Annotated in this window: 22 protein-coding genes; 7 read left to right on the top strand and 15 right to left on the bottom strand. The window is 47.3% G+C overall.

Annotated elements, in window-relative coordinates; all coding sequences use genetic code 11:
- Positions 1-2 precede the first annotated feature (2 nt).
- The 3 genes from rdgB to IC230_RS24975 form a co-directional block, all read right to left on the bottom strand.
- A complete protein-coding gene (gene rdgB, locus IC230_RS24985) occupies positions 3-584 on the bottom strand; it encodes an RdgB/HAM1 family non-canonical purine NTP pyrophosphatase (protein WP_191041799.1) in 582 nt (193 codons plus the stop codon).
- A 73-nt stretch (positions 585-657) separates the two neighbouring features.
- On the bottom strand, positions 658-1,578 hold the full coding sequence (locus IC230_RS24980; protein ID WP_191041798.1) for an FKBP-type peptidyl-prolyl cis-trans isomerase: 921 nt from the start codon (positions 1,576-1,578) through the stop codon (positions 658-660).
- Between the two features lie 98 nt (positions 1,579-1,676).
- Complete coding sequence (locus IC230_RS24975) at positions 1,677-2,693, bottom strand: DHH family phosphoesterase (RefSeq protein ID WP_191041797.1); 1,017 nt, start codon at positions 2,691-2,693, stop codon at positions 1,677-1,679.
- Between the two features lie 151 nt (positions 2,694-2,844).
- On the opposite strand from IC230_RS24975, the gene IC230_RS24970 reads away from it, so the two are divergent.
- The gene (locus IC230_RS24970; protein WP_191041796.1) at positions 2,845-3,264 is read left to right on the top strand and encodes a nucleoside-diphosphate kinase; all 420 of its coding nucleotides are present in this window, start codon (positions 2,845-2,847) and stop codon (positions 3,262-3,264) included.
- A gap of 42 nt (positions 3,265-3,306) precedes the next feature.
- Here the strand turns inward: IC230_RS24970 and nth are convergent, their stop codons facing one another.
- The 3 genes from nth to IC230_RS24955 all read right to left on the bottom strand — a co-directional run bounded on the left by nth (position 3,307) and on the right by IC230_RS24955 (position 4,944).
- Positions 3,307-3,990, bottom strand: a complete 684-nt coding sequence (gene nth / locus IC230_RS24965; RefSeq protein ID WP_191041795.1) for an endonuclease III — start codon at positions 3,988-3,990, stop codon at positions 3,307-3,309.
- 128 nt (positions 3,991-4,118) lie between these two features.
- Positions 4,119-4,370, bottom strand: coding sequence for a hypothetical protein (locus tag IC230_RS24960; RefSeq protein ID WP_191041794.1), 252 nt, complete (start codon positions 4,368-4,370; stop codon positions 4,119-4,121).
- The gene (locus IC230_RS24955) at positions 4,345-4,944 is read right to left on the bottom strand and encodes an RNA polymerase sigma factor (protein ID WP_191041793.1); all 600 of its coding nucleotides are present in this window, start codon (positions 4,942-4,944) and stop codon (positions 4,345-4,347) included. The genes IC230_RS24960 and IC230_RS24955 overlap by 26 nt, the downstream gene beginning before the upstream one ends.
- A gap of 511 nt (positions 4,945-5,455) precedes the next feature.
- Here IC230_RS24955 and IC230_RS24950 point away from each other — a divergent pair.
- Positions 5,456-7,657, top strand: a complete 2,202-nt coding sequence (locus IC230_RS24950; protein ID WP_191041792.1) for a tetratricopeptide repeat protein — start codon at positions 5,456-5,458, stop codon at positions 7,655-7,657.
- A 22-nt stretch (positions 7,658-7,679) separates the two neighbouring features.
- Here the strand turns inward: IC230_RS24950 and IC230_RS24945 are convergent, their stop codons facing one another.
- A complete protein-coding gene (locus IC230_RS24945) occupies positions 7,680-8,249 on the bottom strand; it encodes a hypothetical protein (protein WP_191041791.1) in 570 nt (189 codons plus the stop codon).
- Between the two features lie 209 nt (positions 8,250-8,458).
- Between IC230_RS24945 and lpdA the strand changes: the two genes are divergently transcribed.
- Positions 8,459-9,859, top strand: coding sequence for a dihydrolipoyl dehydrogenase (lpdA, locus tag IC230_RS24940; protein ID WP_191041790.1), 1,401 nt, complete (start codon positions 8,459-8,461; stop codon positions 9,857-9,859).
- A 139-nt stretch (positions 9,860-9,998) separates the two neighbouring features.
- Here the strand turns inward: lpdA and IC230_RS24935 are convergent, their stop codons facing one another.
- The 8 genes from IC230_RS24935 to IC230_RS24900 form a co-directional block, all read right to left on the bottom strand.
- Positions 9,999-11,429: a M56 family metallopeptidase gene (locus tag IC230_RS24935; protein WP_191041789.1), complete on the bottom strand. Its 1,431-nt coding sequence runs from the start codon at positions 11,427-11,429 to the stop codon at positions 9,999-10,001.
- The gene (locus tag IC230_RS24930; RefSeq protein ID WP_191041788.1) at positions 11,426-13,387 is read right to left on the bottom strand and encodes a TonB family protein; all 1,962 of its coding nucleotides are present in this window, start codon (positions 13,385-13,387) and stop codon (positions 11,426-11,428) included. The genes IC230_RS24935 and IC230_RS24930 overlap by 4 nt, the downstream gene beginning before the upstream one ends.
- On the bottom strand, positions 13,384-13,755 hold the full coding sequence (locus tag IC230_RS24925; RefSeq protein WP_191041787.1) for a BlaI/MecI/CopY family transcriptional regulator: 372 nt from the start codon (positions 13,753-13,755) through the stop codon (positions 13,384-13,386). The genes IC230_RS24930 and IC230_RS24925 overlap by 4 nt, the downstream gene beginning before the upstream one ends.
- Before the next feature lie 359 nt (positions 13,756-14,114).
- Positions 14,115-14,435: a hypothetical protein gene (locus IC230_RS24920; protein ID WP_223860831.1), complete on the bottom strand. Its 321-nt coding sequence runs from the start codon at positions 14,433-14,435 to the stop codon at positions 14,115-14,117.
- A 161-nt stretch (positions 14,436-14,596) separates the two neighbouring features.
- Positions 14,597-16,447 (bottom strand): glycoside hydrolase family 2 protein, encoded by a 1,851-nt coding sequence (locus tag IC230_RS24915; RefSeq protein WP_191041785.1) that lies wholly within the window; start codon positions 16,445-16,447, stop codon positions 14,597-14,599.
- Positions 16,448-16,590: 143 nt separating this feature from the next.
- Positions 16,591-17,598 (bottom strand): family 43 glycosylhydrolase, encoded by a 1,008-nt coding sequence (locus IC230_RS24910; RefSeq protein WP_223860830.1) that lies wholly within the window; start codon positions 17,596-17,598, stop codon positions 16,591-16,593.
- Positions 17,599-17,698: 100 nt separating this feature from the next.
- Positions 17,699-19,648 carry a glycoside hydrolase family 2 protein gene (locus tag IC230_RS24905; protein ID WP_223860829.1) on the bottom strand — a complete coding sequence of 650 codons (1,950 nt, stop codon included), beginning with the start codon at positions 19,646-19,648 and terminating at the stop codon, positions 17,699-17,701.
- A gap of 122 nt (positions 19,649-19,770) precedes the next feature.
- A complete protein-coding gene (locus IC230_RS24900; RefSeq protein ID WP_191041784.1) occupies positions 19,771-22,287 on the bottom strand; it encodes a glutaminase family protein in 2,517 nt (838 codons plus the stop codon).
- A 215-nt stretch (positions 22,288-22,502) separates the two neighbouring features.
- Here IC230_RS24900 and IC230_RS24895 point away from each other — a divergent pair, with 215 nt between their 5' ends.
- The 4 genes from IC230_RS24895 to bufB all read left to right on the top strand — a co-directional run bounded on the left by IC230_RS24895 (position 22,503) and on the right by bufB (position 26,468).
- Complete coding sequence (locus IC230_RS24895) at positions 22,503-22,991, top strand: helix-turn-helix domain-containing protein (RefSeq protein WP_191041783.1); 489 nt, start codon at positions 22,503-22,505, stop codon at positions 22,989-22,991.
- Positions 22,992-23,462: 471 nt separating this feature from the next.
- Positions 23,463-24,869, top strand: a complete 1,407-nt coding sequence (locus IC230_RS24890; RefSeq protein ID WP_191041782.1) for a ferritin-like domain-containing protein — start codon at positions 23,463-23,465, stop codon at positions 24,867-24,869.
- 39 nt (positions 24,870-24,908) lie between these two features.
- The gene (locus tag IC230_RS24885) at positions 24,909-25,511 is read left to right on the top strand and encodes a hypothetical protein (protein WP_191041781.1); all 603 of its coding nucleotides are present in this window, start codon (positions 24,909-24,911) and stop codon (positions 25,509-25,511) included.
- Between the two features lie 9 nt (positions 25,512-25,520).
- Positions 25,521-26,468, top strand: coding sequence for an MNIO family bufferin maturase (gene bufB, locus IC230_RS24880; RefSeq protein ID WP_191041780.1), 948 nt, complete (start codon positions 25,521-25,523; stop codon positions 26,466-26,468).
- Positions 26,469-26,487: the final 19 nt, after the last annotated feature.

The raw sequence follows: 26,487 nt of genomic DNA, 5'->3' as shown, positions 1-26,487 counted from the left end.
CATTACGTAATAACTTGCTTTTCCAGATACGCTATCATTTTAGCCAGGGCCCGCGACCGATGGCTAATAGTCGTTTTCTCGTCGATACTCATCTCGGCGAATGTACGGTCATAACCGTCCGGCAGAAAAACGGGATCATATCCAAAGCCACCCGTGCCCCGAGGCTCTGTAAGAATCTGACCTTGTATCGTACCTTCGAACTGGTGTTCAACGCCGTGTAGTACCAGCGTAAAAACTGTAATAAACTGAGCTTTCCGGTTCGGTTTGCTGGCAAGATTGGCTAAAAGTTTTTGAATATTCTTTCCAAAATCACGGCTCCCTGAGTAAAAAGCAGAGTCAACACCAGGCTCGCCGTCTAGGGCTTCTACCTCCAGACCCGAATCGTCTGCGAAACAGGAAATGCCGAAGTGTGTCCAGACATAATCCGCTTTCTGCCGCGAATTACCGGCAATAGTACCAGAGGTTTCGGGCAATTCTTCCGTACAGCCGACATTGCTCAGCGTTTTAAGCATGAACGTATCGCCAAGTTGAGCGGAGACTTCCTCTAATTTATGTTGGTTGTTGGTTGCAAAGCAGAGTTCCATAGAAGACAAAAAAAGCCGTTCACAGGCATAACTGCAAACGGCTTAATAAAGAAATAAAAAATAACGGAACGGATTATCGACCTGGTTGAGGTTGAGGCATTCCCGGCTGTGTTGGTTGACCTTTCTGAATGTCGATCAGATCGATATCAAACAGAAGCACCGAATTAGGCGGAATGGCACCCTGACTGCCTCGTGAGCCATAAGCAAGGGTCGACGGAATGATCAGCGTAGCTTTCTCACCTTTGTGCATTTGCATGATACCCTCTTCCCAGCCTGGAATGACCATACCGACGCCAATCTGAAACTGAGCTGGTTTACCACCTGCCTGTGGGTTTTTTCGTGAATTGTCGAATTCTTTACCATTCAACAATTTGCCCGCGTAATGTACCTGAACAACATCTCCACGCTGAGGCATTGCCCCTGCGCCAGGTTGGGTCACTACGTAGTATACGCCCGAAGCCGTCTTCTTTGCTTTACCGGCCAGACCGTTTTTAGCCACATAATCGGCAATGACTTTCTCGTCGATACCTTTCTGTTTATCAGCATCAGCAGCCTGCTGTTTTTTGTATTCGTCCTCTGTCTGGACATTCAGAATTTTCACCGCAATACCAATGTCGGTACCTTTCTGAACACCCGGAGGAAAGGGTTGCATTGCCTTGGTAAAGAGCGAGTCAGCGCTAACATAGAACGTAGCACTATCACCTTTACCCAGCATGGTTAAACCCTCTTCATAACTTCCCTTAAAGGGTGGCACCTGCAACAACATCTGAAATGGTGCGCCTTCTTTGTGCGTGTCGCGTAGAATAGAATCTTTGCTATTCATCAGCGTAAGATGTAGCGTTAGAATATCGCCAACCTTGCCCTTACGAGTTCCTTCCGACTGTTCGTGAATTTGGTACTTCAGGCCGTTGTCCGTCACCTGTTGGCGGTTTTTACCGCAAGCCGCTACTACAGCGACAATTAGGGCGGCTTTGCCTAAATTTTTAAGAGACATGAGAATAATAGACTGTTTATCTAAAAATGAGTTCGTAGTTGGTTATTTTAAGGTTTGTGGTTGTTGGCAACTACGAACAACGAACCCCAAACTAATTATCAAACTGTTTCCAATAACTGCTGTTGGTATTCAGGGATAATAGCCAAAAGTTTTTGTTCCGTTTCTGCCAGCGAGAGTTTACTACGCCCACCAGCTGCACTTCGGTGCCCTCCTCCGTCAAAATGCTTGCTGGCTAAATCACGTACGGAGAAATCGCCGACGGAGCGGAAGGATAACCGAATTTCATCGACCCGATCAATCAGGATTGCGGCCATGACAACACCTTCTACCGCTAATGCGTAATTGACCATGCCTTCCGTATCGCCGGTTTTTGAACGATAGCGTTTTAATTCGGCATCTGTCAGGGTGATATAAGCAAACTTATACTGCGGTAACACTTTTAATTTTTCATTCAATACGTAACCCAGCAACCGAAACTTATCGAGCGTTACGTTATCGAAAATGCGTCGATGGATACTACTGACATCAATCTTAAGATCAACTAATTCAGCTGCCATTCGATGAACGTTCCCCGTCGTATTTGAATGGCGGAATGAACCTGTATCCGTCATCAATCCTGAATACAGACATTCAGCGATAGGAATATCAATCAGATCTTTATCGCCTAACTCGATGATAAGCCGAAACACTAATTCAGCCGTAGCAGCCGCTATAGGGTCCCATAGAGCTAAATCGGCAAACGACTCCGGTTCCAGATGATGATCAATTAATATCTTGCGAGCGCGTGATTGCCTGACCATTGGTGCAAGCTCGCGGATGCGATCAAGGCTCGAAAAATCAAGACAAAAAATTACGTCGGTTTCGTTTATTAATTGATTGACCGAAACCCGCACTTTTTCATCAAAGGCAATTACGTCGTCGTTACCCGAAAGCCAGTGTAAATTTTGCGAATAATCAGTTGGCGTCACAACCGTGACCCGGTGGCCTTTTTTGCGAAGATAGCCCGCCAGTCCCAATGATGACCCCATCGCATCAGCATCGGGATTTTGGTGAGTCGTAATCAGAACGGTCTGGGGTTGACTAATAACCGCGCCAATCGCTTCAATGTCTTGCATACACAAACGGCCGTAGCCACAATCGAAACCCAAAAGTACGAATAATTTGCTTACCCGTTGGCTTGTTGATCGACGTGGCATTTTAGATGAAAGTACTTACCTTTGCGCCCGCCTTAAGAAAGGCAACCAAAATTCGATACAACGACTTAGGATGGCAACGAATCGCACGTTTACAATGATTAAGCCCGATGCTGTAGAATCGGGATATACAGGAGCAATTATCAAACAAATTGAAGAAGCGGGTTTCCGTATTGTAGCAATCAAAAAAACGCAGCTGACAACTGAACGGGCTGGTCAATTTTATGCCGTTCACCGCGAACGGCCTTTCTACAACGATTTACGGACATATATGTCTTCAGGGGCGATTGTACCGATGATCCTCGAAAAAGAAAACGCCGTAGCCGATTTTCGTAAACTGATTGGTGCAACTAATCCAGCTCAGGCAGAAGAAGGTACGATCCGTAAACTATATGCCAAGTCGCTCGAAGCGAATGCCATTCATGGCTCCGATTCAGACGAAAATGCTGAAATCGAAGGTAGCTTCTTCTTTTCCGGGACGGAGCAATATTAGTTAGAACCAAGCTTTAACGGATTCAGGGATAAAACAGATTAATCACTTTCGTTGAATCATAATCTGCTTTATCCCTGAATCCGTTAAAGCTTGGTTCTCATAGTATTTACAGAAATCCCGTAACTGGCATTCCGCACATTTAGGTGTACGAGCCAGACAAATGTAACGACCGTGCAGAATAAGCCAATGGTGCGCTTTGGGGACGTATTGTTTCGGAATATGTGCCATTAAAGCTTTTTCGACTGCCAAGGGCGTAGTGGCCGTTAACGGAGCCAGACCAAGTCGATGTGAGACTCGAAATACGTGCGTGTCAACGGCCATCGTTGGTTCATTATAGACCACCGACAAAATTACGTGAGCTGTCTTACGCCCAACGCCGGGCAATGTCTGTAATTCGTCGAGCGTTGCCGGAATTTCCCCTCCAAACTGTTCCATTAGCGTTTTGGCCATTCCGACCAGGTGTTTCGCCTTGTTATTGGGGTAAGAAACACTACGGATATAGCTAAAGACTTCATCTACCGAAGCCGCTGCCAATGATTCGGGTTCGGGGAATCGGGCAAAAAGAGCAGGCGATATTTGATTTATTCGTTTATCCGTACACTGGGCTGAGAGAATAACGGCGACAAGTAATTCGTAGGAATTGTTGAAATGAAGTTCGGTTTTTGGTTCGGGGTAATGTTGTGTGAAATAATCAAGAAATCTACGGAACCGTTCTTTTTTTTGCATAGTAAATACGTAACACAGCCCGAAAGACGTGTAGCCGAAGGCTAAATTGAAGTGCAAATTAAACACTACAATTTAATCTTCGGCTAAGTAGCTTGATAGCTACGCCACGGAACAAACCCATCTGCCCGCTACGATTTTTGTAATCGGGCGGATGGGTTTGCGGGATGATTTTGGGAATAATTCAGAATGGCCTCGACCGTACTTGTCCGGGGCTGGCGTTCGATCTTATTCATCAACGCTCTTAATTCAAGAGCTTCGAGGAAGAACGTCATCAGATCCGGTTCAGCCATCAGGGCGTCTTCAATGAGTAAGCTCTCTTCTGGGGAGGTCTCCTCATATACATACCGGACTACATCATCTTGGGTAAATGTTTTTATCATAACTCGGCGAACGTTTGCTCAGTTGTTTGCGCAGATTGATCAGCGCGTAACGCATACGTCCCAAAGCCGTGTTGATGCTGACACCGGTTGCATCGGCAATCTCCTGGAAACTCATTTCCTCGTAGTGCCGCATAATGAGCACCTGACGCTGTTGTTCCGGCAACCGCTGAATCAATTCGCGCAAATGCTCGTGTGTTTCCTGTCGAATCTGGAGCGATTCTACTGAATCTTCCGCAAACTCAAGCGTGTTAAACACACTGCTTCCGTCTTCAAACACCACACTGGGGTAGCGTTTATCTTTTCGGAAATAGTCAATCGCCAAGTTGTGAGCAATTCGGATGATCCAGGGTAAGAATTTTCCCTCCTCGTTGTATTTACCCGACTTGAGCGTGTCCACGGCTTTGATGAACGTGTCCTGCATCAAGTCTTCTGCTATGTACTGATCTTTAACGATCAGATAGATAGTCGTGTAAATCTTCGATTTGTGCCGTTGCACTAGTTTTGCAAAGGCTTTTTCATTACCACGGATATACAGGGAAATCAACTCACTGTCGTTTACCTGGGCTTTTTCCATTTTCAGTAAGACAATTAGGTAACGTAGAGCAGTGTTCCGATAGTGTATAGCGTGGTTATGTTTTTGTAAAAAATTATTGAATCCAGCATTAAAAATACGAAAAAAAACTCGTTAAATGCAAATAAACAGGGTGAAAAATCTGCTTAACGGTCATTCTTTCTTCGAAAAATTCATTTTGTGTAAAAGAAAATTGCAACTTTCCCTTTTTTTGCCAAACCTAGCTTATTCGTAGAAATAATTGTACTTACGTCTGTTGCTGTAGTATAGATTCCTGATTAGACGCATTCGTTTAATTTTAGTCTCAAATTTTTCTTCTTAGCTAAGATAGAATTAAAAAGCCATAAAAATAGGGGCGACTTATTTTTTATTGTAAAAGATTTGGGAACGGTCGCCAAAGATACAGTTACCTACGGGATATACGCCAAGGTAATTTCATGCAACCAATTGATTTACTGATAGAAATCGTTACTTTAGGGCTTCATATCAGCTATTCCTCAGGCTGTATGTGACTATGAGATCATTTTGGATTGGAATTATAGCATTCGGCTGGTGTTTCACTTGCCTGGGGCAGGGAATTCTCACACTACCGGAACTGAATTTTGACCGGCGGGGTGATGAGGCCTATATGGATAGTTTGCTGAGCCTTGGCCGAGTCCATCAGCAGCTATCTAAACGACTGCCGCGTACTCTGCGTAATGATACGTTACGACTGGAGGGATTGCGTTTCATGTCGCTTGTTTTTAAGCAAATGCGTGGAACGCAACGCGACAGTAGCTTCCTTTACGCTAAAGTTCTGGAAGAACGGGCGTTAACCTATCACAATATTCTTTATGCTGTACGGGGTATGATGCTACAGGAGCATTACGTACGAACGGTAAAGGGTGATTATCCAAAAGCACTGCAGATCAATCAGCGAGCCTCAGAACTATGCGCAAAATTACCTCCTGAGAGTTCTCCACGCTGGCAGGTACAGATGAATATGGGCGATATTTATTTGCTCTTGAAGGAGTATAATAATGCCCTGACTAATTATCAACTCTCGCTGAAACTGCTAGGTAATAATACGTCCTTAACGGCCAAAAATCGGAAGCTTCTGACTAGCCAAGCGATCACGCAGATGGGTGAGGTTTATGAAATTCAGGAGCAGTATGAACTAGCACGTAAGCAATACGAAACGAGTCGGCAAATGGCGGTAGAGGCTCATTCGCAGATAAACATTGGCTATGCAAATGAACGCCTGGGTGATTTTTCTGTTAGCCGTCGTGAACCGCAGCAGGCGATCACGTACTTTGAAAACGCATTAGCCGTCTGGACGCAACTTCATGACAAATTGGGTCAGGCATCCGTCTGGGCGCGATTGGCTGAATGTTATACGTTAACCAATCAGCCCACTCTAGCCATAGATTTTGGCGAAAAGGCGTTGGTAGTGGCTCGGGAAGCGGGATACCGACGTATCCGTCAAATGGCTACCCTGGCTCTTTACCGAGCCTATAGACTGGCTAATCAGCCTGTTCAGGCGCTGGCTATGTACGAAGATTATAGTACGCTCCGTGATAGCATCAATACGCTTAAGCGCCTGGAGGAGCTATCGGCGGTGCAGAAGAAATACGACATTAATCAGGTTCGGACAAAGGCTGATAAAGACCGATTAATTCAGCAACAGCAGTTGATCAATGTACGGCGGCAAGCTGAAGTTGATCGGTTAAAAGCAGAAGCTGAACACGAACAACTAGCGGGGGAAGCACGGATGAGCCAGCTTCAGCAACGTATTGAAACAGAACGGTTGCGGGCCGATTCGCAACGTAGCCAGCTAGAGCACCAGGTCAATATTGATAAACTTAATCACGACATTGAGCAGGAACATCTGATGCGGGTTATCCTGGTGGGAGGTCTGGCGATGCTGCTGGTTTTTCTGGCTGTTTATTACCGTAAAAACCGCTTGATTGACCGGCAAAAGCGTGAAATTGAAGTACTTAATCAGGGCCTGGAAGACAAAGTCTTGGCCCGGACGATTGAATTAAAGCTGGCTAACGACCAGTTGCGGGCTAAAAACCGGGAGATTGAAGAGGCTTTGCTACGCGGACAAACGCTTGAACGTAAGCGGATGGCGGCCGATTTACACGATAGTCTTGGTGGCCTGTTATCGGCTATTAAGATGAGTTTGTCGGCGTTGAATCCTACGCACATGGCCGATCGGGAGCAGCAGATTTATCACAATCTGCTCAACATGACCAAAGAAGCTTTCGCCGAGATTCGTTACTTATCCCACAATCTGCAACCTGATGAACTGGAAAAACAAGGGTTATCAGAAGCTTTAACCCGACTGGTTACCAAGCTTAATTTGTCGCAAAAGACGACCTTTCATTTAGACATTGCCGCCCTGCCGCGATTGGGGAAAACGGCCGAATTTAATCTCTATTCGATTTGTATTGAGCTTTGTAGCAATATTATCCGTCACTCGGAAGCCACCGAGGCCGATATTCTGTTCCGTCGGTTCAATAATGAACTGAATATGATCGTGAAAGATAACGGTTGTGGTATGAATCCAGCCGACGCTACGGGTATGGGCCTACGGAATATTCAGGCGCGAATGGACCTGATCAAAGGACGGTATGAGGTTCACTCCGGCGCGGGCGAAGGCACTACGTTTATTTTTATCCTGCCAGTGTCATCCAATCTGGCTACGGGCGATGGCATGTTGCACAATTCGTAATAACACTACGTTGGCGTTCTATTTATTGAACTCGTCCTTCGACAAGAAATTCATTCTTATCGAAATACGGCAGCTTTTGAAATCCAGATAATTTATAATGCCTCACCTGCCACTCTCGACCCGCTGCGGGACCACTTTCGAGCAGTAGCTGGCGTTCAGACGAATACAGTGGATTACTGGTTTGTAAAACAGCCTCTATCTGGCGGGGCTGGTGAGTCGATGCATCCAGCCGAACAGTTAACGATCGAACCGTCAGCTTCTCTTCCGATTTCTTTAGGGTGTATTGATACGTTAACGAATCAGGACGGATGATCTGATAACTGCTCCGAAGCGCTGGCTTATTAATATCGGCCTGAGTAAATAATTCCAGCTCGTGGTTCCAGTCGATAGTGCGGGTAGTTTGCCGATTCCGATCCTTATTAACGGCGACGGCTTTATTCACAAGAGGTTTCTGAGCAGTTAAATCAGCAATCTGGTGTTTCACAAATCCCAGTACGTCATAATAAACGTTAGGCTGATCTTGCTGAGCCGGGTTCGTACAACTACTGATTAACAGGCTGGATAGTAAAAAAAAAGAAGAATGGAAGCGCATAAACCTATACAAAACTACCCTGGACAGGAAGGGCTTTGTAAAATCATCAACACGAATTTTTGCAAATCGGTTTGGGTAATCAAAATCTGAACCAAATTTGCATTTAGTTTAGAGAATATATGTTAGCCATTAAGAAGAAAGATAAAATCGCTTTACTTACTTTCTTCTAAAGTCGTTTGTCTTTCTTAGTCGTCTTTTTATTAAATTCTATGGAATACGATGTTATTATGATTGGTTCGGGGCCGGGAGGCTACACCGGTGCCATTCGTTGTGCTCAACTCGGTCTGAAAACCGCGATTATCGAGAAATACGCAACGCTGGGTGGAACTTGCCTCAATGTGGGCTGCATTCCGTCGAAAGCGTTGCTGGATTCGACAGAGCATTATTATAATGCGGCTCACACCTTCGCCGAGCATGGGATCAAGTTAGCCGATTTACAGGTCGATCTGGCGCAAATGATTGCCCGGAAGGCAAGTGTTGTTGACCAGACAACGAAGGGCATTACGTTCCTGATGAAGAAAAATAAAATCGACGAAATCCACGGCGTCGGTTCGTTTGTTGACCCACATACGATCAAAATCACAAAAGAGGACGGTTCCGAACAGACCATTAAAGGGAAAAATATCATTATTGCGACGGGCTCAAAACCAATGTCGTTCCCGTCGATGCCGATCGATAAAAAACGGGTCATTACGTCGACTGAAGCGCTCACACTTAAGGAAATACCAAAACACCTGATCGTTATTGGGGCGGGGGTTATTGGGGCTGAACTTGGCTCCGTTTATGCCCGGATTGGCGCGAAAGTGTCGTTCGTGGAGTTTGCCGATTCGATGATCCCGACAATGGACAAGACGATGGGCAAGGAGCTTCAGAAGGTTGTTAAAAAGCTCGGTGCCGACTTCTACTTCAGCCACAAAGTCACGAAAGTAGAGAACACGGGCGATGAGGTTGTGGTAAGCGTCGATACGCCAAAAGGTGATCAAATTACCCTCAAAGGCGATTATTGCTTGGTTTCAGTTGGCCGCCGAGCCTATACGGATGGACTAAATCTGGAAGCGGCTGGGGTGAAAGCGGATAACCGCGGGCGTATTGAAGTCGATAATAACTTACGCACCAACGTACCGCATATTTATGCCTTAGGGGACGTAATACGTGGCGCTATGCTGGCGCACAAAGCTGAAGAGGAAGGCACGTTCATTGCTGAAACCATCGTAGGCCAAAAACCCCACATTCATTACCGCCTGATTCCGGGTGTGGTTTATACATGGCCAGAAGTGGCCGCTGTTGGCTACACGGAAGAAGAAGTGAAGCAGGAAGGCATTCCTTATAAAGTCGGTTCATTTCCATTTAAGGCACTTGGCCGCGCTCGGGCGAGTATGGATGTCGATGGACTTGTAAAAGTATTGGCTCATAAAGAAACCGACGAGATACTGGGCGTTCACATGATTGGCGCTCGTGCGGCCGATATGATTGCCGAAGCTGTTACGGCGATGGAATTCCGAGCTTCGGCTGAGGACGTATCGCGGATGTCGCATGCTCACCCGACTTATACCGAAGCGTTCAAAGAAGCCTGTCTGGCTGCTACGGATAACCGTGCGATCAATATGTAAAAAAAGACTGTTAGTCTATCTAAGATAAGCCATCCCTAAAAAACTGTAGCCCGTAAGCGAACTTGTTATCAGTCGCTTACGGGCTACAGTTTTTGCTACGTATCACTGCCTATATTGGACGGCAGGACAAGAAAGAGTATTAATGGGTTTGGATTCGGATTAGTCTGTCGCTGGAACTAGCCTCGACTATATCGGCTTTGTCGTATTTTTGAAATTCGTTAAAAGCGACTTCGCTGCCATTGACGACGAAGTGTTTGTAGAGTTTTTGACTACTGGCATCATCGGTCGGGAACGAGAAAAAGGCTGATTGGTTGGCCGATGACGGAATTGCGGATTCTTTTTTATCTTCCAACTGGAAGTTGATCGGTAAATGATACTGCACATTGACTGCTTCACCGTTTTGCATGGCAGGTTCCCAGCGCGGCATCTGCGATACGACTCGCTTAGCCTCTTCTTCCGTTCCATAGCCGATACCCTTCAGGATCTCAACATTGGTAATATCACCTTCCTTCGTCACAATAAATCGGACAAATACTCGGCCTTCGGCTTTCGCTTTCTGCGCAACTTCAGGATAGCGTAGATTTTCGCCCAGGTACTGTCCCAGTTTTGCCATGCCTCCCGGGAATTTCGGTTGCTCTTCCACGGCCGTGTAAACTTTACCTTCAATCTTCACCGCGCGGTTCGGCGTGGCCAGATGCGCTCGTTCAGCCTCACCTTGGGGCTGATCACGCTCTGATTGAGTACACATAACTAAACAAGCCGCCAGTGGCAGAATGGATACGTAGCTAAGCAATGCCCAGCGATGAGAAGCGGGTTTTTGTAACATAACGATACGTTGTTTTAGGGTTGATTGGGAAACAAAAGGGGTAATGAGCGCAGCAGGCGATACGTTGAGGGCGTAGGCAACCAACTGACGAGGGTAATCAGGCTGGGGAGTTTTCAGCACGGCTCGATCGGCCAGAAATTCGTGAAGTTCCTGCAAAGCGCGTTTGTAGAACCACATCACCGGATTGAACCAGAAAACGAGCTGAACAACTTCAAGAACCAGTACGTCAACGCTATGATATTGACGGATGTGCGCTTCCTCGTGACGTAGCAACGCATCGGGTTCTGTCTGTGCATCGGTTCGGTTTAGAACCAAATAGTGCCCGAACGAAAAGGATGGACTGTTGTCGTCGGGAAGCCGAACGAGTGTGTAAATTGATTTTTTCTCCTTGGTTCCTCGTCTGATAAGCTGAAAAACGGCCCGTACATGTAAACCAAGCCGAACGATCATGATGATTACCCCGATGCCATACACCGCCCAGACCCATTGCATGGCGGACCACTCATTACGTTCTGTAGCGCTCCCAACCACAAATTCGGGTAACGTGATGCTGCCAATGGGTAACTGGCCAACTGTTTCGCTCGATAATCTGACGAGTGGGAACAGTAACGAAAGCGCAACCGAAACCAGTAAATACGCCCGGTTTAGTCCGAAGAATGTATTCCGGCGCAGGAGTACTACGTAGCAGCTGTAGAACAGCAGTAGATACAGACTGGCTGTGAGGAGGTAGGGGAGGGTAATCATCTCTTCTTTGTCGTTAAGATAACAGCACCATCACGTGCTTTTTCGCCATATGTAGCCATTGCTGAGGAACCTTTCAATACGTTGATCGACTCGACGGTACGTAGGTTTAGCGCTTTGACAGAATCTCCTGAAATCTGGTTTCCGTCAAGGATATAGAGCGGTTCACCGGCTAATTGACCAAGTGGACCCTCACCACGAATTGTTACCGTAGCTGGTTTTTGCCTTATACTTGGTTGAGGAACCGTATCTGTATGGAAGGCAGTAGCCGGTATTTTAACTGTGGTAAGACGGGGCTGATTCGGATAGTTTACGTCTCGCACAGTCGGAAATTCACCAGTTGGATTCTCGGTTGGTTTGAAAACTGGTGGGTCAAGCTGCCCCGTTCGTTTATCTTCCTTCTTTTCGATGACAAACTGAATGGGGAGATTATATTGCGCAGCAACGGCCCGGCCTAACTGCTTCCCAGGAATCCATTTAGGCATTTGGCTTACTACACGTACGGCCTCCTCGTTACAGCCAAAACCAATACCTCTCAAGACGCGTAACTGATGAATAGCCCCTGTTTCATTCACAACGAACTGCACAAATACGTAGCCTTCTACGTGAGCCTTTTGCGCGTCAGCGGGGTAGCGAAGATTTTGGGCTAGATACCGCTCTAAGGCAATCATACCGCCCGGAAATTCAGGCTGCTGCTCGATAACTGTAAAAACCTCACTATTTCGATTGATTTGACTACCGGGGTTGGCTGTCGTTGACTGTGATGGCGAATTAGAATTATGAGTTGCTTCATAAGCCGTGACAATCACCTTATTTAAGTTGCTGGTTTGCAGGGCCATGCTCACATTATGAGTCGTTTGGCCACTGACAGTCACTTCCTGAGTTGAAAAACCGACAAAGCTGAAAGCTAACACTGCGTCTTTAGGAACATTAATCAGCTTATATCTCCCTTCAGCATCGGTAGATGTTCCTTTTGTGGTCGCTTTAATGACAACCATCGCACCTGACAACGGCTTTCCATCAACCGCACTCGTTACTCGTCCCGATACTGTAATTGGCTCATCTGCCACCAGATCAACAACCGCTGTAATTTCGTCCCGTGCCGTGGTCATGGCCAGTAAGCTAAATGCTAATGGAAGCACCAGGGCATATTTGCTTAAAGCCCAGCGATTGGTCGCTTTACGATGTAGCATCACAATACGTTGTTTCAGGAGAGAAGGACTAAAGAAGCTATTTGTTAGCGTATCAAGCCCGCTTAAGCTATTCTGATGACTGAAGGAATAGTCGACCAGAAAATGAGCATATTCTGTTGGTTGATGGACTGGCTTATCAGCCAGAAACTCGTGTACCTGACGTAATAGCCGATCCATTAACCAAAGTGTCGGACACGCCCAGAAAACAGCCTGTATGATTTCCATGATCACTATGTCAACGCTGTGATATTGCCGGACATGGACCAACTCATGTTGAAGGATGAGGTCATTTCTGGTATCGGCTGGATTGAGGATAACGTACCGAAAAAATGAGAACGTTGGTAGCGTCGGGTCATTTGGCTGCACCAGTATATAGTTTTCGAACGTTCGCTGGGTCGATTGGTGAATTAAGCGTAGCAAACCCCCAACTCGTCTTAAGAACCGAACGCCGAAAAAAAGAGCGACCAATCCATAAAACATCAGACCGAGTTGCATCCAGTCGGGTTGAGTTGCAGCAACAATCGTTTCGACTGGCGCAATCGCTGTTACGGGTGCTGGCAACGTAATGAGTCCCACGGGTATCGGCAACGTCTCGACCGTCTGTGTAGGTAAGCTTGCCAGCGGAAGAATTAGCGATAGAGCAGCTGATACCAGTAGATAAGCACGATTCAGTCTAAAAAACGTGTGCCGACGTAGCATCAGCCAATACGTCCCTACGAAAAGAAGTCCGTAGAGATTCGCTTTCAACAAATAGTCGAGCGTATTCATTGGTCTTTTTGTTGGTTTAGCAACTTGATGATTTCGTCGGCCTCCTTCAAGCTGATATTCTTGTCTTTTACGAAAAATGATACGAGTTTTTTAAGCGAATTATCGAAGTAGTTCGCCATCAGTTGCTCGGTCTGGAAACGCCGATATTCTTCTTCCGTAATGAGTGGATAATACTCGTGCGTTTTTCCGTACGCTCTGTAGCCGACCAACTCCTTCTTTTCCAGGATACGGATGATCGTCGAGACAGTGTTGTAGGCTGGTTTAGGCTCAGGTAGTTCGGTCAGTACGTCTTTGACAAAGCCTTTCTGGAGCTGCCAGAGCACGCGCATAATCTCTTCTTCGGCCTTAGTAAGTTCACGTATTGGCATGATATCAAGTAGGTGTTGAATGATGTTCGAAAGGTATGACTAATGATTTAGTTTTACAACTAATCTATTAGTTATTATGTTCAAAAAAATTTGGCTTAGTCCGCAACGTAAGGACTTGACCTAATGAAATAGGGTCAGGCAAGCTCAAAAAGTAGATTTATGAAGGCGAGTTTTGTTAATCGCAGTGTTCTTTTCTATGGATTGGGCTGAAAATTTCTGTAAATAGTTTGTCTGTTGGCCAGCACCTAGATAGAGAAATTCAGTTCAGCGAACAGATAGATAACCGCAAAAGAAAATTTGGCAGCCCGAAACGTTACATAGACGGGGCCGAAGAGAATCATATAACCAATCGTACGAATCTAACTGGCGAGTGTAAACGTAATGGTCATAACATTTCCGTCGATGGATCGCTCCTGAACAATAAGCCCTGACTCTTCACTGAATAAACGATCACCAACCTGGGGCAGCACTCCAAAAACTTTATAATAATTCTGGATACTGTTAAAACAAATAAAAAGTTTATTAGTCCAGGTATCGGCTATAACTGGATCTTCGTACCAATTACTGACTCTCGATATTTTCTTGATTTCGTGAAGTAATCGTTCAGAGAGTAAAAACTTGATTTGCCAACCCTGAATTTTCCAATCGGGATGGTCAAGTGCATCAACTATAGATTTCATCTCCATAGGCGCCTGGTTAGCCTAGTTATGAGTGTTAAGTAACTGTCTCGGTATGGATGATGCCAATATTTGCCAATAATAGATATAGTTACCTTAATTTGGTAACTATATCTATTATAATATATTTTATTTTATCATTTGCCTCAATAAGCTACTGTTCACTAGAGCCCTTCTTTTGCCGTTTGGTTGGTATTTCTTGAATTTAACAAACCAGCCGGAACGGTTAAGTCGCCGGTTTGAGGATCAATCAGACCATTACGTTCATCTTCAATATTGGTTGCCTGGGTGTAAATGTCGCCCGCGATGTCGTTCTGGCGGAGCTCGTGTTTGAAAAGCTGAATCCGTTCGGCCCGTTCATCCGACTCGTTCGGTCCGCCATAATTCGCAAAGCCAAATCCACCCCATTCACTAACTATTAAAGGTACCTGCCGCCGATAGAAGAACGGATCGCCCACTACAAGTGGAAACGCAGCAACGCCCGAAAGTTCGCCTGCTACCAGTCGTTCGAGTAAAGTGCGCCAATGGTTCAAATCGGGTGTATATAAGTGAGCTGTCAGAAGATCCGATTTCAGGCGACCCTCGAATGAAACATGCTGCCATCCATCGTTATCAACGACCAAAAACTGTGGATATGCCAGTTGCATGTAATGGTACATATCCATAATGTATTTACGAGTGTCTGGATTGGTTGCAATGTCTTGAGCGCCCCAGTCTTCGTTGTACAAACTCCAGATGACTACGGATGGATGCGTACCGATCAAAGCGACCATACGTAGCAGTTCGGCCCGGTGGTTCTCGCGGCTGAGCGCGGTCGATGCGTGTGGGCTAGGCACCTCTACCCAGAGTAGTAGCCCCAATTCATCAGCCAGGTTATAGATGCGTGGGTCAACGCCTGCAATGTGTACACGAACCAGGTTACAGCCCAGCTCTTTCATAGCCTGAAAATGACGCTGCATTTCCTCGTAAGTGGCCGTACCGGGCTGATACAGAATTCCATCGAGGTAAATACGTTCGTTGTTCAAATATACGTAACGCCCCCGCGCTTCGATTTTTCGTAAGCCAAAATGTGTTTCGATCGTTGCGGGGTAGCCCTCACTGTCAATCAATTGGGCAACAAGTTTGTAACGTGTAGGTGTCTCGGGCGACCATAACTGAGCTCCCTCAACATCCAGTACAACCCGCTGTTGCTTTTGACCAGCCTCCAGACGTAACGGAAAATCAGATGAGGCCATAGGCTCCGTACCCTTCGGGGCGAATACCTGAAGTCGTAGTATGTAATCGCCTGGATCATGAATGCGCGTTGTTACGCTAAATCGTACAAGCCGATCTTCAACCGTACTCACGACATCAACGCGCGTACGAAGCCGGTTTCGCTCAACGGTTTCCAGCCAGATACTGCGGACAGCTCCTGTGTACGTCTGGTACCAGATGCCACCTCGTTTATAAACGTGCGACTCCTGTTTACCGCGTGGAATCTCGGCATCCATCGTATCGGCAATACGTACTGTAAGCCGGTTCTGTGGACGTAAATAATCTTCGGGAAGTTCGTATGAGAACGAAGTGTACTCTCCGTAATGTATCTCTTCATCTTCGACCGTACGGAGTGGATGGCCATTCAGCCAGACGCAGGTTTCGTAACCACAGGCACCGAAGGTGAGCTGAATCAATGAGCGGGGAAACGAATCACTACGTTCGGGCAGCGTAAAGTCACGTTCGTACCAGGCTACTACCTTATCCTGCCAGCCCATTGGGGTTACCTGCCCTTTGGCCTGAGCCAGATGAGCTTCCACCGAACCGGGCCAGTGCGCTATATCATCAAACGATTGCCCAACGTACCATCGCTCGTGTAATCCCTTATCATCAGGATCAAGCTTAAAGCGCCATTCGCCGTCGAGCAATAGGTATGTGTTGGGCCGAAGAACAGATCTGGGAAGCATATTGGCCGGTTCGGCCGTTAAAGCCGTTTCCGGACGGCTGGCTGAAAAACTGGTATTCGGTTGCTGAGGCTTCATGCAATTTTACGTGAGCTATAAATAATAACTCAATCGAACGAGGACTATATACGTAGTACAGCCGACAACCGATTGGGCACTGTGGAAATAACGATTTTATTCTATAAATGATAATCGAAAAGGCAGAAATTATCGACTTATCTTTAGTATTGCTCCAATACTGGACCGGTGCTGGTCCAGCCAACAGACTTTTTGGAGAGAAACCAGCTTTTACCCCGATCGTTGTTGCCCTGATAAAACAAGTAGGTTTTTCCGCTGGTATCGGTGAAGATGTGTGGATGACCCGATTCACTGGAGTTCCAGGTACCAGGAGCGCCATTTTTTAGAAACGGTTCGTTCGCAAGCCGTTGCCAGGTTACCCCATCCTGACTGCGGGCCACACCGATTTGCTGAGGCCAGTTGTTGTAAGCATCCGCGTAGAACATATACAGCACACCCTTGCGCTCAATGACCGATGCGGCTTCAATGCATTCACCTTCCCACGGAAGTTCTGGCTTTAGAATCGGCCCGGCTGTGGCTTTTTGCTGCCAGTCTTCGCGGTTGAAATTTGTGGTTGCCGGAGCCACCGCCACGCCCAGTTGCTGAATTTTAAAGGACGTATCGCGCGTAGCGAAATACAGAAAATACTGATTCTTGAACTTGATGACTTCAGCGTCGATTGCCCGCCCACACGACCAGTTGCTGATAGCCGGATGAAAAATTGGATTGGTCGGATTCCGCTCGAAATGGATACCGTCTGATGAAACAGCATGGCAAATCGCATCACTACGTCCATTCCCGTAGGTCTGGTAAAATAAATGCACTTTTCCGTCGCGAAGCAAAGCGCCCGGCGCGCAGATTCCCTTTTTCTCGTACGTAGCACTGGGCGTAAGTTCACCCACTTTTTGCCAGTCGGTCAGGTCCTTACTTTCGGCAATGCCAATCCCCCAATGGTCAGCTCCGGTCGAGTCTTTGTAGATCGGTACCGAATAATACATCAGATAGCGATTACCAAACCGAACCACATGGGGATCCTTGGCATACCCTGATTTTCGATGGGTTGTATCACCAAAAAACATCGTTGGTCGGGACGGTTGTGCGCTTACACGAATGGAATTCAAGCAGGCGGCAAACACAATAAACAATACTAAGCCCCTGACATAGCGATTCATGGCTGATAATGTTGTTTCGGTCGATGAATGAGTGATTTATTGATGAGATCGTAGCCGGGCCGCTGGTACGCCAGCCCGGCCCGGCTACAACAGGGGCTGACTACTTAAACAATGGCGCATGAATCTGCTTCAACGTTTCGACCGGAATCTTAATCACTTCCCGATCATACGTTAACAGGCCGTTCACTTCGCCTTCTACGTCCGTTGTTTGGGTGTAGACCGCTGCCGAAAGAGCTTGCTTCTGATAATACTCCACAATTTTGGCGTATTTCGTCTGGTAAGCTTTTAGCACAGCGTCGGCCGACTGATACGTTTGATATCCCCAGTTACGCATTTCAGGATTCCAGAGATGACCCTGAACTGGCCAGCCAATGCCGCCGAACTCGCCAATAACAACCACCCGATCGGTTTTAGGCTCGGGCGCTTTGGGTTCTTCATGATACGTATGGATGTCGTAGAAATCGCCCGCGCCGAGGTCGTTCCAGCCACTGACAGCGTTTACCGTGCGACTTGGATCAAGTGCTTTTACCCAGTCAGACAGGCGTTTGTTATCGTACTGGCCCCAGCCTTCGTTATGCACGACCCACGTAACGATACTGGGGTGGTTGTGCAGACGGTTCATCATCCGGCGGAGTTCGAGTTCAAACTGCTCTTTTCCCTTCGACCGACGTATCGGCTCTGACTGATCGCCGGGGGATTCGTTCTGACCCTCCAGAAAACCCGACGGCATATCCTGCCAGACCAGCATGCCTAATTTGTCGCACAGGTAATAGTAGCGGTCGGGTTCTACTTTAATGTGCTTGCGAAGCATATTGAAGCCTGATTTTTTTAGAAAATCAATTTCAAACGTCATCGCTTCTTCAGATGGGGGCGTCAGCAAACCGCCAGGCCACCAGCCCTGATCGAGAGGGCCGTTCTGAAACACAAACTTGTTGTTCAGTAACAAAACCGGCTGATTAGCCACGGGGCCGGGTCCGACTGAAATTTTACGCATGGCAAAATAGCCCGTTACCACATCGAGCGGATTGCCCATAACGGTTGCATTGGCGAAAGCAGTACGTAGCGCTTCATCCTGACGCGGGCGTCGGTTGCGGGGCGTATCGCCAAACGGATCGGTTACGGTAACCAGCTCGGTTCGGATATTATACAGAAACGGACTGTCAGGCGACCATAGTTTTGGACTTTTTATGGGTAGGTAGGCGGTTCTGCCTGCCCGAACGAGCGTCGTTGCTACGGTCTGATTCCCATCGAGCGCTGTCACTCGAATGGCGGTTGTGTAATTGTCGGCGGGTTTGTCGAGTAAGACGTCCACGCGAACACGTCCAGAATCGACCTCTGGTGTCAGTTTGACTTCTTCGATGTAGGTTTGCTTCGGTACCGGCTCCATCCAGACCGTTTGCCAGATGCCCGAAACGGGCGTATACCAGATGCCATGTTGCTCCGTCAACTGTTTACCGCGGGGTTGTTCGCCGGTTGACGTTGGGTCCGTTACGCCCAGCAGCAGTTGGTTCTGACCATCTTTCAGGTACTCCGTTACGTCGAAACTGAACGCATCGGAGCCACCTGTATGCGAGCCGACCAGACCGCCGTTTACCCATAAACTGCACTCATAATCGACAGCGCCGAAGTGTAGCAGCACCCGTTGACCAGCCCAGTCCTTTGGTACAATGACCGTCCGGCGGTACCACAACCGCTGATCGGCGGTAAGCGGTTTATTGACTTTCGATACAGTCGATTCGACGCAGAAAGGCACCAGAATTTTTCCGGAAAACGTAGTTGGCTGTGGGGCCGTTTTCGACGTAATGGCATAGTCCCACAAGCCATTCAGGTTCTGCCACTGTTGACGTACCATTTGCGGGCGGGGGTATTCGCGCCAGGCGTTTTCGGGCGTTAGCTGCTTTTCCCACCGGCTCAGAATAGGGGCTTTTCTCACCTGAACCGGTGCCGCTGGAGTCGTTGTCTGGGCCGAAACAAAACGGGTAGTGAACAGCGTAGCCTGAATGAAGAGGCTAGAGTAAAGTAAGGATCTGGTTAAAGCGGGTTTAGTCATTCGAGTTTAATCGTAAAACGTTGTTAAATCTGTCTGGAAAGACGAACCACAAAGGCACAAAGAACATATTATCTTAGTTTGCTCTCCGTGTTCTTTGTGCCTTTGTGGTTAAAAAGTCACTCCTATTTTTGCTTTGTCAGTTTGCCTTCGAGCATTTTGATAAAATAGCCGCCCACGACAGATCGGGCCTGAAAACCAACCTGTTTGCCATTGGTCGTCTCATGCCAGTCAGTGAGAGGCACCCTCGACGGAGTTTCGTTGACAAACCGCCAGACGGGCTTCACGAAAGCCTGAAAATCAGTTGGCGAGTTGGTGAGCGTGGCCGTCCAGATGATCCAGTCTGACTTCGTATAGGTTTTGCGGCTATCCAGCGGCAGACCGTATGGTTTTTGCTTCGTCAGATAATAGGCGATTTCTTTCTGCGCTACGTCTTTGGGGAAGATATTCATAGCCAGTAGCTTATCCCACACTAAGTTGTATTTCTGGCTCCACGTATCCGCTGAATTCTCAAAGGTGAGATCATAGTGGACCTTAGCGGAAGGGGTTTTGTCGAGGGCGAGTTGCTGCCATTGCGCGGCCATGTCCCGGGCCGTTTTTAAGTAGCTGTCAGCCGTGGCTTTATCGCCTAGTTGGGCTGCTAACTGACCATAAGCGGCAATCCCCAGAATAGCTTTCACCGACAAGTTAGCGTTGCGGGCGATATGACCGGCGAAGTCATCCGTGCACAACTGATTGGCTGGATCGAAGCCATCTTTTTTCAGGTATTCAACCCAGGTTGTCAGGGTTTTCCAGTGCTGTTTGGCATAGTTGGCATTCCCTTCGGCTCCGGCGATGGCACCCGTGAGTATCAGCATGTTTCCGCTTTCCTCTACCGGCATGTCCTCACCATACGTTTGTCCATTCGCCTGCGGATACGTACCCACATCATGAGCCGCAAAAGGCTTGGTCCATTTACCACTTTCAGAGTATTGGAAAATCGGTTCCATCATGCCTTTTAGCAGAGTGGGATTGTACAGCAAGAACAGTGGCGCCGATGGATACGTAATGTCGACCGTACCGATGGAACCGTTAGAGAAATTTTCTTTCGAGAAGAAAAGTACTTCCCCTTTTGGGCCTTCCACAATCTTATGCGCAGCAATGGCCTGCCGGTAAGCTAATGCACATAAATCAGCATACTGCCTGCCCCCGGCTTTTTGCGCGTCGGCGCGGAGTTTGGCATCGAAAGCAGCGCATTTCTGTTCGAGCCGAGTGTAATCCTTTTCTGCCGTTTGCAGCAGTGCAGGCATGGTTGCCTTTTCATCCCGGCGCCACCACGGACGCAGATTCTTCTGGAAATACTGTACCGAATACAGATCATCGTAGGCCAGCAGCAGATATTTGGACGTTGGTTTCGTTACGTTGCTGAAGTCGAGCGTACTGGCAATGGCCATATCTATAGCAGCACGGGGAGTATTTTGCGTTGTTGTGGCCGGTAGTTGGCCGGTCGTCAGGAACGCCTTTTTCAGCGCATCGGCCATACCGGCTGTAGTCTGGTTTCCGGGTTGTTGCGGTGCAGCTAAATAAGCGTAGCCCCAGTCAATTCGGACGTTATCCCCTTTGCGATACAGAATCGACTGCGTTTCGGTGCCAATTGACTGATACGTCAAGCCCGCCGTTTGTCCGGCTTTTGTAACAACTTCCTGGCCGATGGTATTGGTCGCCAACGTGCCCGACTCGCTGAAAAATACCTGCACTGAATGCGGTTTCCCATCCTGCGAACGAGCTTCGAACGTTACGTAGGTGATAGGACGAGCGGCTACGTCCAGATCATCGAGCAGTAGGGGCGACCGAAAATTGACCCCTAAATTGACCGGACCAGCCGTAAACGTATAATTGGTTTGGGTCGCCGATACGGTCACGCCTGTTTGGGTGGCGGTTGTCACGGACGAAGCCCGAACGGGATTAACGACACCAACGTCAATAAACGAGCCGCCCCGCGGGCTTACGCAATGGACGGCTAGTACGTTCTTGCCTTTTTGCAGCGCCTTCTGCCCCTCGGCTGACAGGGGAAGATACTTGTATTCGTTAACGTAATCGGGTTTGTCTAAAATCTTTGTGCCGTTTAGGTAAATCACTACGTCGTCGTCGTGGTTAAGAACCAGCATCAGGTTAGCCGGGTCAGCTTTACCGTCGTACGTAAACTCACGTCGGACGTAAATACCATTTGGCATGGCGTCGGCATTTTTCCACTTCGTTCGGGCCTCGGGTGTATCGCCAAAAGGCCCCTCTCCGGATAACCATCGGTCTGCGTTAAAATCTGGTTTCTCCCAGCCAGTCTCGGCTCGTGTCAGTGTATACTTAGCCGGATAAGGTTTCAGCTCGCCCGTTGGCAAGATGGGTTCGTAAGTAGTTGGCACGGCGCCCAGAAACTGATAAGCTTTACCATCAACCCGAACAATGCCCTCCAGCGATTGTGCTTTGCCGGTCCAGTGGCGAGTGGGGGAGTCGGTTAGTTTATCGGTTGTGCTCCAAACACTAAAATAAGGGTCGTGGGTAACAAGAGGGTAGGCGGGTGGGCGAAGAGTTTGCGCCTGGCTTTCACTTAGGAACAGGCTGGCAAACGAAATACATAAAAAACGAAAAAAGCCAATTTTTTGCATCGAGAACGTTGGTTTTGGACGGTAAAGTAAAACAGGCCCGTCCTAAAAACCTGATACGAGCTAACCTTTACTTATCAAAAAGCAAAGCGATCAAGTGCAAGACAACAACTTTTACAGGATCTGTCTCATTTGTTATAGATACTACTTTTAAGGTAACTTACCTTTAGGTCACAATAAGTAAGTTTGTTTTCCGAATCTCCTTCCTCCCTACTATCATGAACAAAGTACTTAATCAATCAACCCGTATTTTCGATATTGTCCACCTTGCCTTTAGTGACAGTGCGCCAACGTGTGTTCAGCCCATACGATTCAGTAGTATAGCCGATGCGACATCCAGTAGATTTGCAACAGAAATTGATGAAACGGAATACAAAGTTTTTGTCCCTGATACCTTTTTACATCAACTGGTAACGGTGCTGGATCAGCGGCTCTCCCAAATCGACTTCACTGTAGAAAAATTGGCCAGCGATCTGGCGGTCTGCCCGCGTACACTGCATCGAAAAACAACCTCTCTGACAACCTTACCCCCTACCAAGCTGATACGTTTATACCGGCTCAACAAAGCGGTCGACTTACTCCAAAAAGGCTATTCCGTATCTGATACAGCAAACGCGGTAGGTTTCGAAAATCTATCCTATTTTACTAAATGTTTTACGAAAGAGTTTAAAAAGTGCCCTTCTGATTATACAGTTAAGAAGTTATAAGTTGCACAGTCTGAGGAATAGATATACATAGTTACAATAATTTATTGAATGGTTATAAATTGTCCGATATGTGTTAATGCGTTGGCAGCTGCTCGACTTACATTTGCTTATGTTCAATAGCTTGAGCAAGCCTACAGACATGAGCAAAGATTTTTACTAAACGCCAACTGTAAAAAGCTATAAGACACTGCAAACGTTTGTGGTACCATCATATAAGAGATCTGATTTTGTCTGGCCGAATAATGTGTTTGTCTGGCCAGACAAACACAGATCGATGTCTGTTTCTGTAATGAGTATTATTTCGAAAACGTATAGAGTATAGCGTTAGTGATGTAGGCAGCGCCGGGCTAGTTTTTTACTTCTGAACCATCTACTGAATTACACTCATAAACTCTGGTGCCATTGATCGAAAACGATAACCTAACCTAAAAGTGCAATACCCTAACCCTACACCCTAACCCTATAAACTTTATGAAACAACAGTTGGATCTGAAAGCCGAAGTGACTCCACAAAATCTGGGAGAAGCGATTCAACAGGCGATTGAAATTGAAATTGCTACGATTCCGGTTTACCTCTACACCTATTATTCACTTAACCGTGAGCCAGACCAATCGGCTATCAGTAACGCACTTTCTCAGGCCCTGGTAAAAAAGGGTTTACCGCAACAGGAAGCTGATACGATTGCTCTTGATAAATCGGCAGAGATCATGGTTTACGCCAATAAGGTTGGCGCGCTTATTATGAGCGTTGCTATCGAAGAAATGCTTCACTTGTCTTTGTCTTCCAATCTGAAACAGGCGCTGGCAGGGCAACCTCAATTGGTCAATAAATCACCGGACATATGGCCAGCGTATCTACCCGGTCATATACCTCCTTTTCCGATTAACCGGGCTGCCTTTTCGCTGGATCAGTTGAAAACATTCCTGAAAATTGAAAGTCCCAAACCACTTCAGGAGGAACAGACGAATGTACGTACGCTGCCTTACGCTACGATCGGGTTATTTTATGACAAAATCAAGCAATGTATTGCCCACTGCGATCTTCAGTACAATACCGAAGCGGCCCAATTAGTGCCTGGTCGAGGTTATTACGCACAGAATAACATTGACACGGTTTACTATGATAAACAACACAAGCCTAAATTTGTCAACGCAGATGATGGGGCTGATTTAATTCATGTCGTTGATCGGGCATCAGCGATCAGGGCCATCGATGCGATTGTTGAACAGGGCGAAGGTAACCAAGGCTCGACGTCGTTGAATCCCGATGGATCGGTAGATTGCTGTGCGATTACACCTGCTGATTATGATGATCCTGACCACGAAGAGCTATCTCATTTCGAGAAATTTGCCCAGATTTATTGCCAGTACGTCGACTTATCAAACAAGTTTAATGAGCTGGGTATTGGTGACATTGATATCAGTCAATATTTCGTTCTTAGACTGCCAACCAATCCTAAAACGGCCGATTATCCCGCCAGCGTGCAGGGCGTCTCAACTCTGCTCAATGCCGTTTATTCGTATCTGTATGTGATGGTGGAAGGTTGCTACAGGCAGAAAGACAATACGCAGTATGAGCTGTTTATGTTCGGCGTTCATAAGACCATGATTTTTATTCTGAATAGCCTGTGTGGAGACATCACTATGTTGAAATATACGGGTCCGGATGGGCGGGAATACACGGTTGCGCCGACCTTCGAAAATTATGAATTTCGGGTCGATTCCAGCCCCAAGTCGCAATTGATTGAGTTGTATAACCAGGCCATCGGCTCAACGAATGTTATTTCTACACGTATTGGTCAACGTATTCACGATCTGCCCGACGTACCGCTGGAGCCGTATTTGAGTACGTCTGCTGGAAAGTTAATTTTCGCTTAAGCCAAAACCACCGTCATTCCTAACCAAGTCGACCAGTCTATGGCATCTATCCAGTATTCGTTAGATAACAACGGGTGTAGTGGCCCTTCTCCTTCTGCCAGCACACCAACGCTTTCTACTACGTCCCCTTTAGAATTACACGCCTGCATGGGTCTTAACGCCTGCAAAGGCCACGACCGATTTGGGACGAATTCATGTGCCGGTGCCGGGTATTGTGCTACGGCTGAAGCTCATACGTGCCATACGCTAAACAACTGCCGGGGCCAGGGCGGTTGTGGCCTTTACGGGTCCGGCGAAGAGCAGACCAAACCCGGTGCGAACGATTGCGCCTGGCAAGGCAGTTGCGCTGTTCCTATACAGGCGGAGCGTTATAGCACACAGGGCCCCAACAAAGGCAAAGGTACCTGGATGCTGGCCCGTAAACTGTTCGAAGAACGAATGAAGACGGCCAACAGGAACGTATCGCCCGCCCCTTATTCCTGTGGACCACCGGAAAAATGGCTGGAAACGATTATGGGTAGCTATGATTCCTGCGGCAACAGTGGCGATAAATACTGTTCATTCGGATTCAATGACCCGAACCGGAACGCGGAAGAACTCTGTGAAAAAAGTAAGCGGGACGATACCCCGGAAAACGTGTAACGGATTGTTATGACCCCTTCAGCCTATCAGCAGCAGATACGTGAACTTCCAAACCCAGGCCTGGGCCTGGGTTTGAGAAGTAAACATTTTAATCACATTCTGGAACAGAGTCCGGCCGTAGACTGGTTCGAGGTTATTTCTGAGAACTTTATGGATTCGGGTGGGCGTCCCAGATATGTATTACGCCAAATTGCTGAGCGTTACCCCGTTGTCATGCACGGTGTCTCGCTTTCAATTGGCAGTACAGACCCTATCAATTACGATTATCTACGGAAATTAAAGCAGTTGGCGGCTGAGGTCAATCCGTTGTGGGTTAGTGATCATCTGTGCTGGACCGGCATCAATGGTCTCAATACGCATGACCTTCTCCCCGTTCTGCTGACAGAAGAATCACTGATGCATATCTGTAAACGTATTGATCAGGTGCAGGATTTCCTGGGACGGCCCGTTGTTTTCGAGAATCCTAGTACGTATCTCACTTTCTGTCAATCGACCATACCCGAGTGGGATTTTTTACGGTACATGGCCGAAGAAACCGGTTGCGGCTTACTGCTGGATGTCAATAACGTGTATGTGTCGAGCTTCAACAATGACTTCGATCCGATTCACTACGTTCGCCAATTGCCGCATGAGCGTATCGTTCAAATGCATATTGCCGGTCATCAGCACTGCGGAAAATACATCATTGATACCCACGACCGGAAAGTGGTTGACGACGTATGGGAGTTATTCGCCCTGGCCTGGCAATTAACGGGTGGCGTGGCAACGTTATTGGAATGGGACGCCAACATTCCGGATTTCGACGCGTATCATGCTGAATTGCTCAAAGCCCGGGATTTTATGCAGGAATTCGCCCAAGGTCAGAAATTGAAGAATCAACAGGGAAACTCTTTGTCAACGATATCAAATCCTGTTAGCTTTTTAACGACCAATCTATCCTATGAAATTAACGGATAGGCGCATGGCCTAAACCGGC

Source organism: Spirosoma validum, from assembly GCF_014699035.1.
Lineage (GTDB): Bacteria > Bacteroidota > Bacteroidia > Cytophagales > Spirosomataceae > Spirosoma > Spirosoma validum.
This window is presented reverse-complemented; position numbering and strand designations above follow the sequence as displayed.

Coding starts and splice junctions, on each gene's coding strand:
- IC230_RS24915 (WP_191041785.1), bottom strand. CDS start 16,447: ATGAAGCCTCAGCAACCGAATACCAGTTTTTCAGCCAGCCGTCCGGAA.
- IC230_RS24925 (WP_191041787.1), bottom strand. CDS start 13,755: ATGCCAATACGTGAACTTACTAAGGCCGAAGAAGAGATTATGCGCGTG.
- bufB (WP_191041780.1), top strand. CDS start 25,521: ATGACCCCTTCAGCCTATCAGCAGCAGATACGTGAACTTCCAAACCCA.
- IC230_RS24950 (WP_191041792.1), top strand. CDS start 5,456: ATGAGATCATTTTGGATTGGAATTATAGCATTCGGCTGGTGTTTCACT.
- IC230_RS24920 (WP_223860831.1), bottom strand. CDS start 14,435: ATGAAATCTATAGTTGATGCACTTGACCATCCCGATTGGAAAATTCAG.
- IC230_RS24890 (WP_191041782.1), top strand. CDS start 23,463: ATGAAACAACAGTTGGATCTGAAAGCCGAAGTGACTCCACAAAATCTG.
- IC230_RS24905 (WP_223860829.1), bottom strand. CDS start 19,648: ATGACTAAACCCGCTTTAACCAGATCCTTACTTTACTCTAGCCTCTTC.
- nth (WP_191041795.1), bottom strand. CDS start 3,990: ATGCAAAAAAAAGAACGGTTCCGTAGATTTCTTGATTATTTCACACAA.
- IC230_RS24895 (WP_191041783.1), top strand. CDS start 22,503: ATGAACAAAGTACTTAATCAATCAACCCGTATTTTCGATATTGTCCAC.
- IC230_RS24930 (WP_191041788.1), bottom strand. CDS start 13,387: ATGAATACGCTCGACTATTTGTTGAAAGCGAATCTCTACGGACTTCTT.
- IC230_RS24970 (WP_191041796.1), top strand. CDS start 2,845: ATGGCAACGAATCGCACGTTTACAATGATTAAGCCCGATGCTGTAGAA.
- IC230_RS24900 (WP_191041784.1), bottom strand. CDS start 22,287: ATGCAAAAAATTGGCTTTTTTCGTTTTTTATGTATTTCGTTTGCCAGC.
- IC230_RS24935 (WP_191041789.1), bottom strand. CDS start 11,429: ATGATTACCCTCCCCTACCTCCTCACAGCCAGTCTGTATCTACTGCTG.
- rdgB (WP_191041799.1), bottom strand. CDS start 584: ATGGAACTCTGCTTTGCAACCAACAACCAACATAAATTAGAGGAAGTC.
- IC230_RS24885 (WP_191041781.1), top strand. CDS start 24,909: ATGGCATCTATCCAGTATTCGTTAGATAACAACGGGTGTAGTGGCCCT.
- IC230_RS24945 (WP_191041791.1), bottom strand. CDS start 8,249: ATGCGCTTCCATTCTTCTTTTTTTTTACTATCCAGCCTGTTAATCAGT.
- IC230_RS24980 (WP_191041798.1), bottom strand. CDS start 1,578: ATGTCTCTTAAAAATTTAGGCAAAGCCGCCCTAATTGTCGCTGTAGTA.
- IC230_RS24975 (WP_191041797.1), bottom strand. CDS start 2,693: ATGCAAGACATTGAAGCGATTGGCGCGGTTATTAGTCAACCCCAGACC.
- lpdA (WP_191041790.1), top strand. CDS start 8,459: ATGGAATACGATGTTATTATGATTGGTTCGGGGCCGGGAGGCTACACC.
- IC230_RS24910 (WP_223860830.1), bottom strand. CDS start 17,598: ATGAATCGCTATGTCAGGGGCTTAGTATTGTTTATTGTGTTTGCCGCC.
- IC230_RS24960 (WP_191041794.1), bottom strand. CDS start 4,370: ATGATAAAAACATTTACCCAAGATGATGTAGTCCGGTATGTATATGAG.
- IC230_RS24955 (WP_191041793.1), bottom strand. CDS start 4,944: ATGGAAAAAGCCCAGGTAAACGACAGTGAGTTGATTTCCCTGTATATC.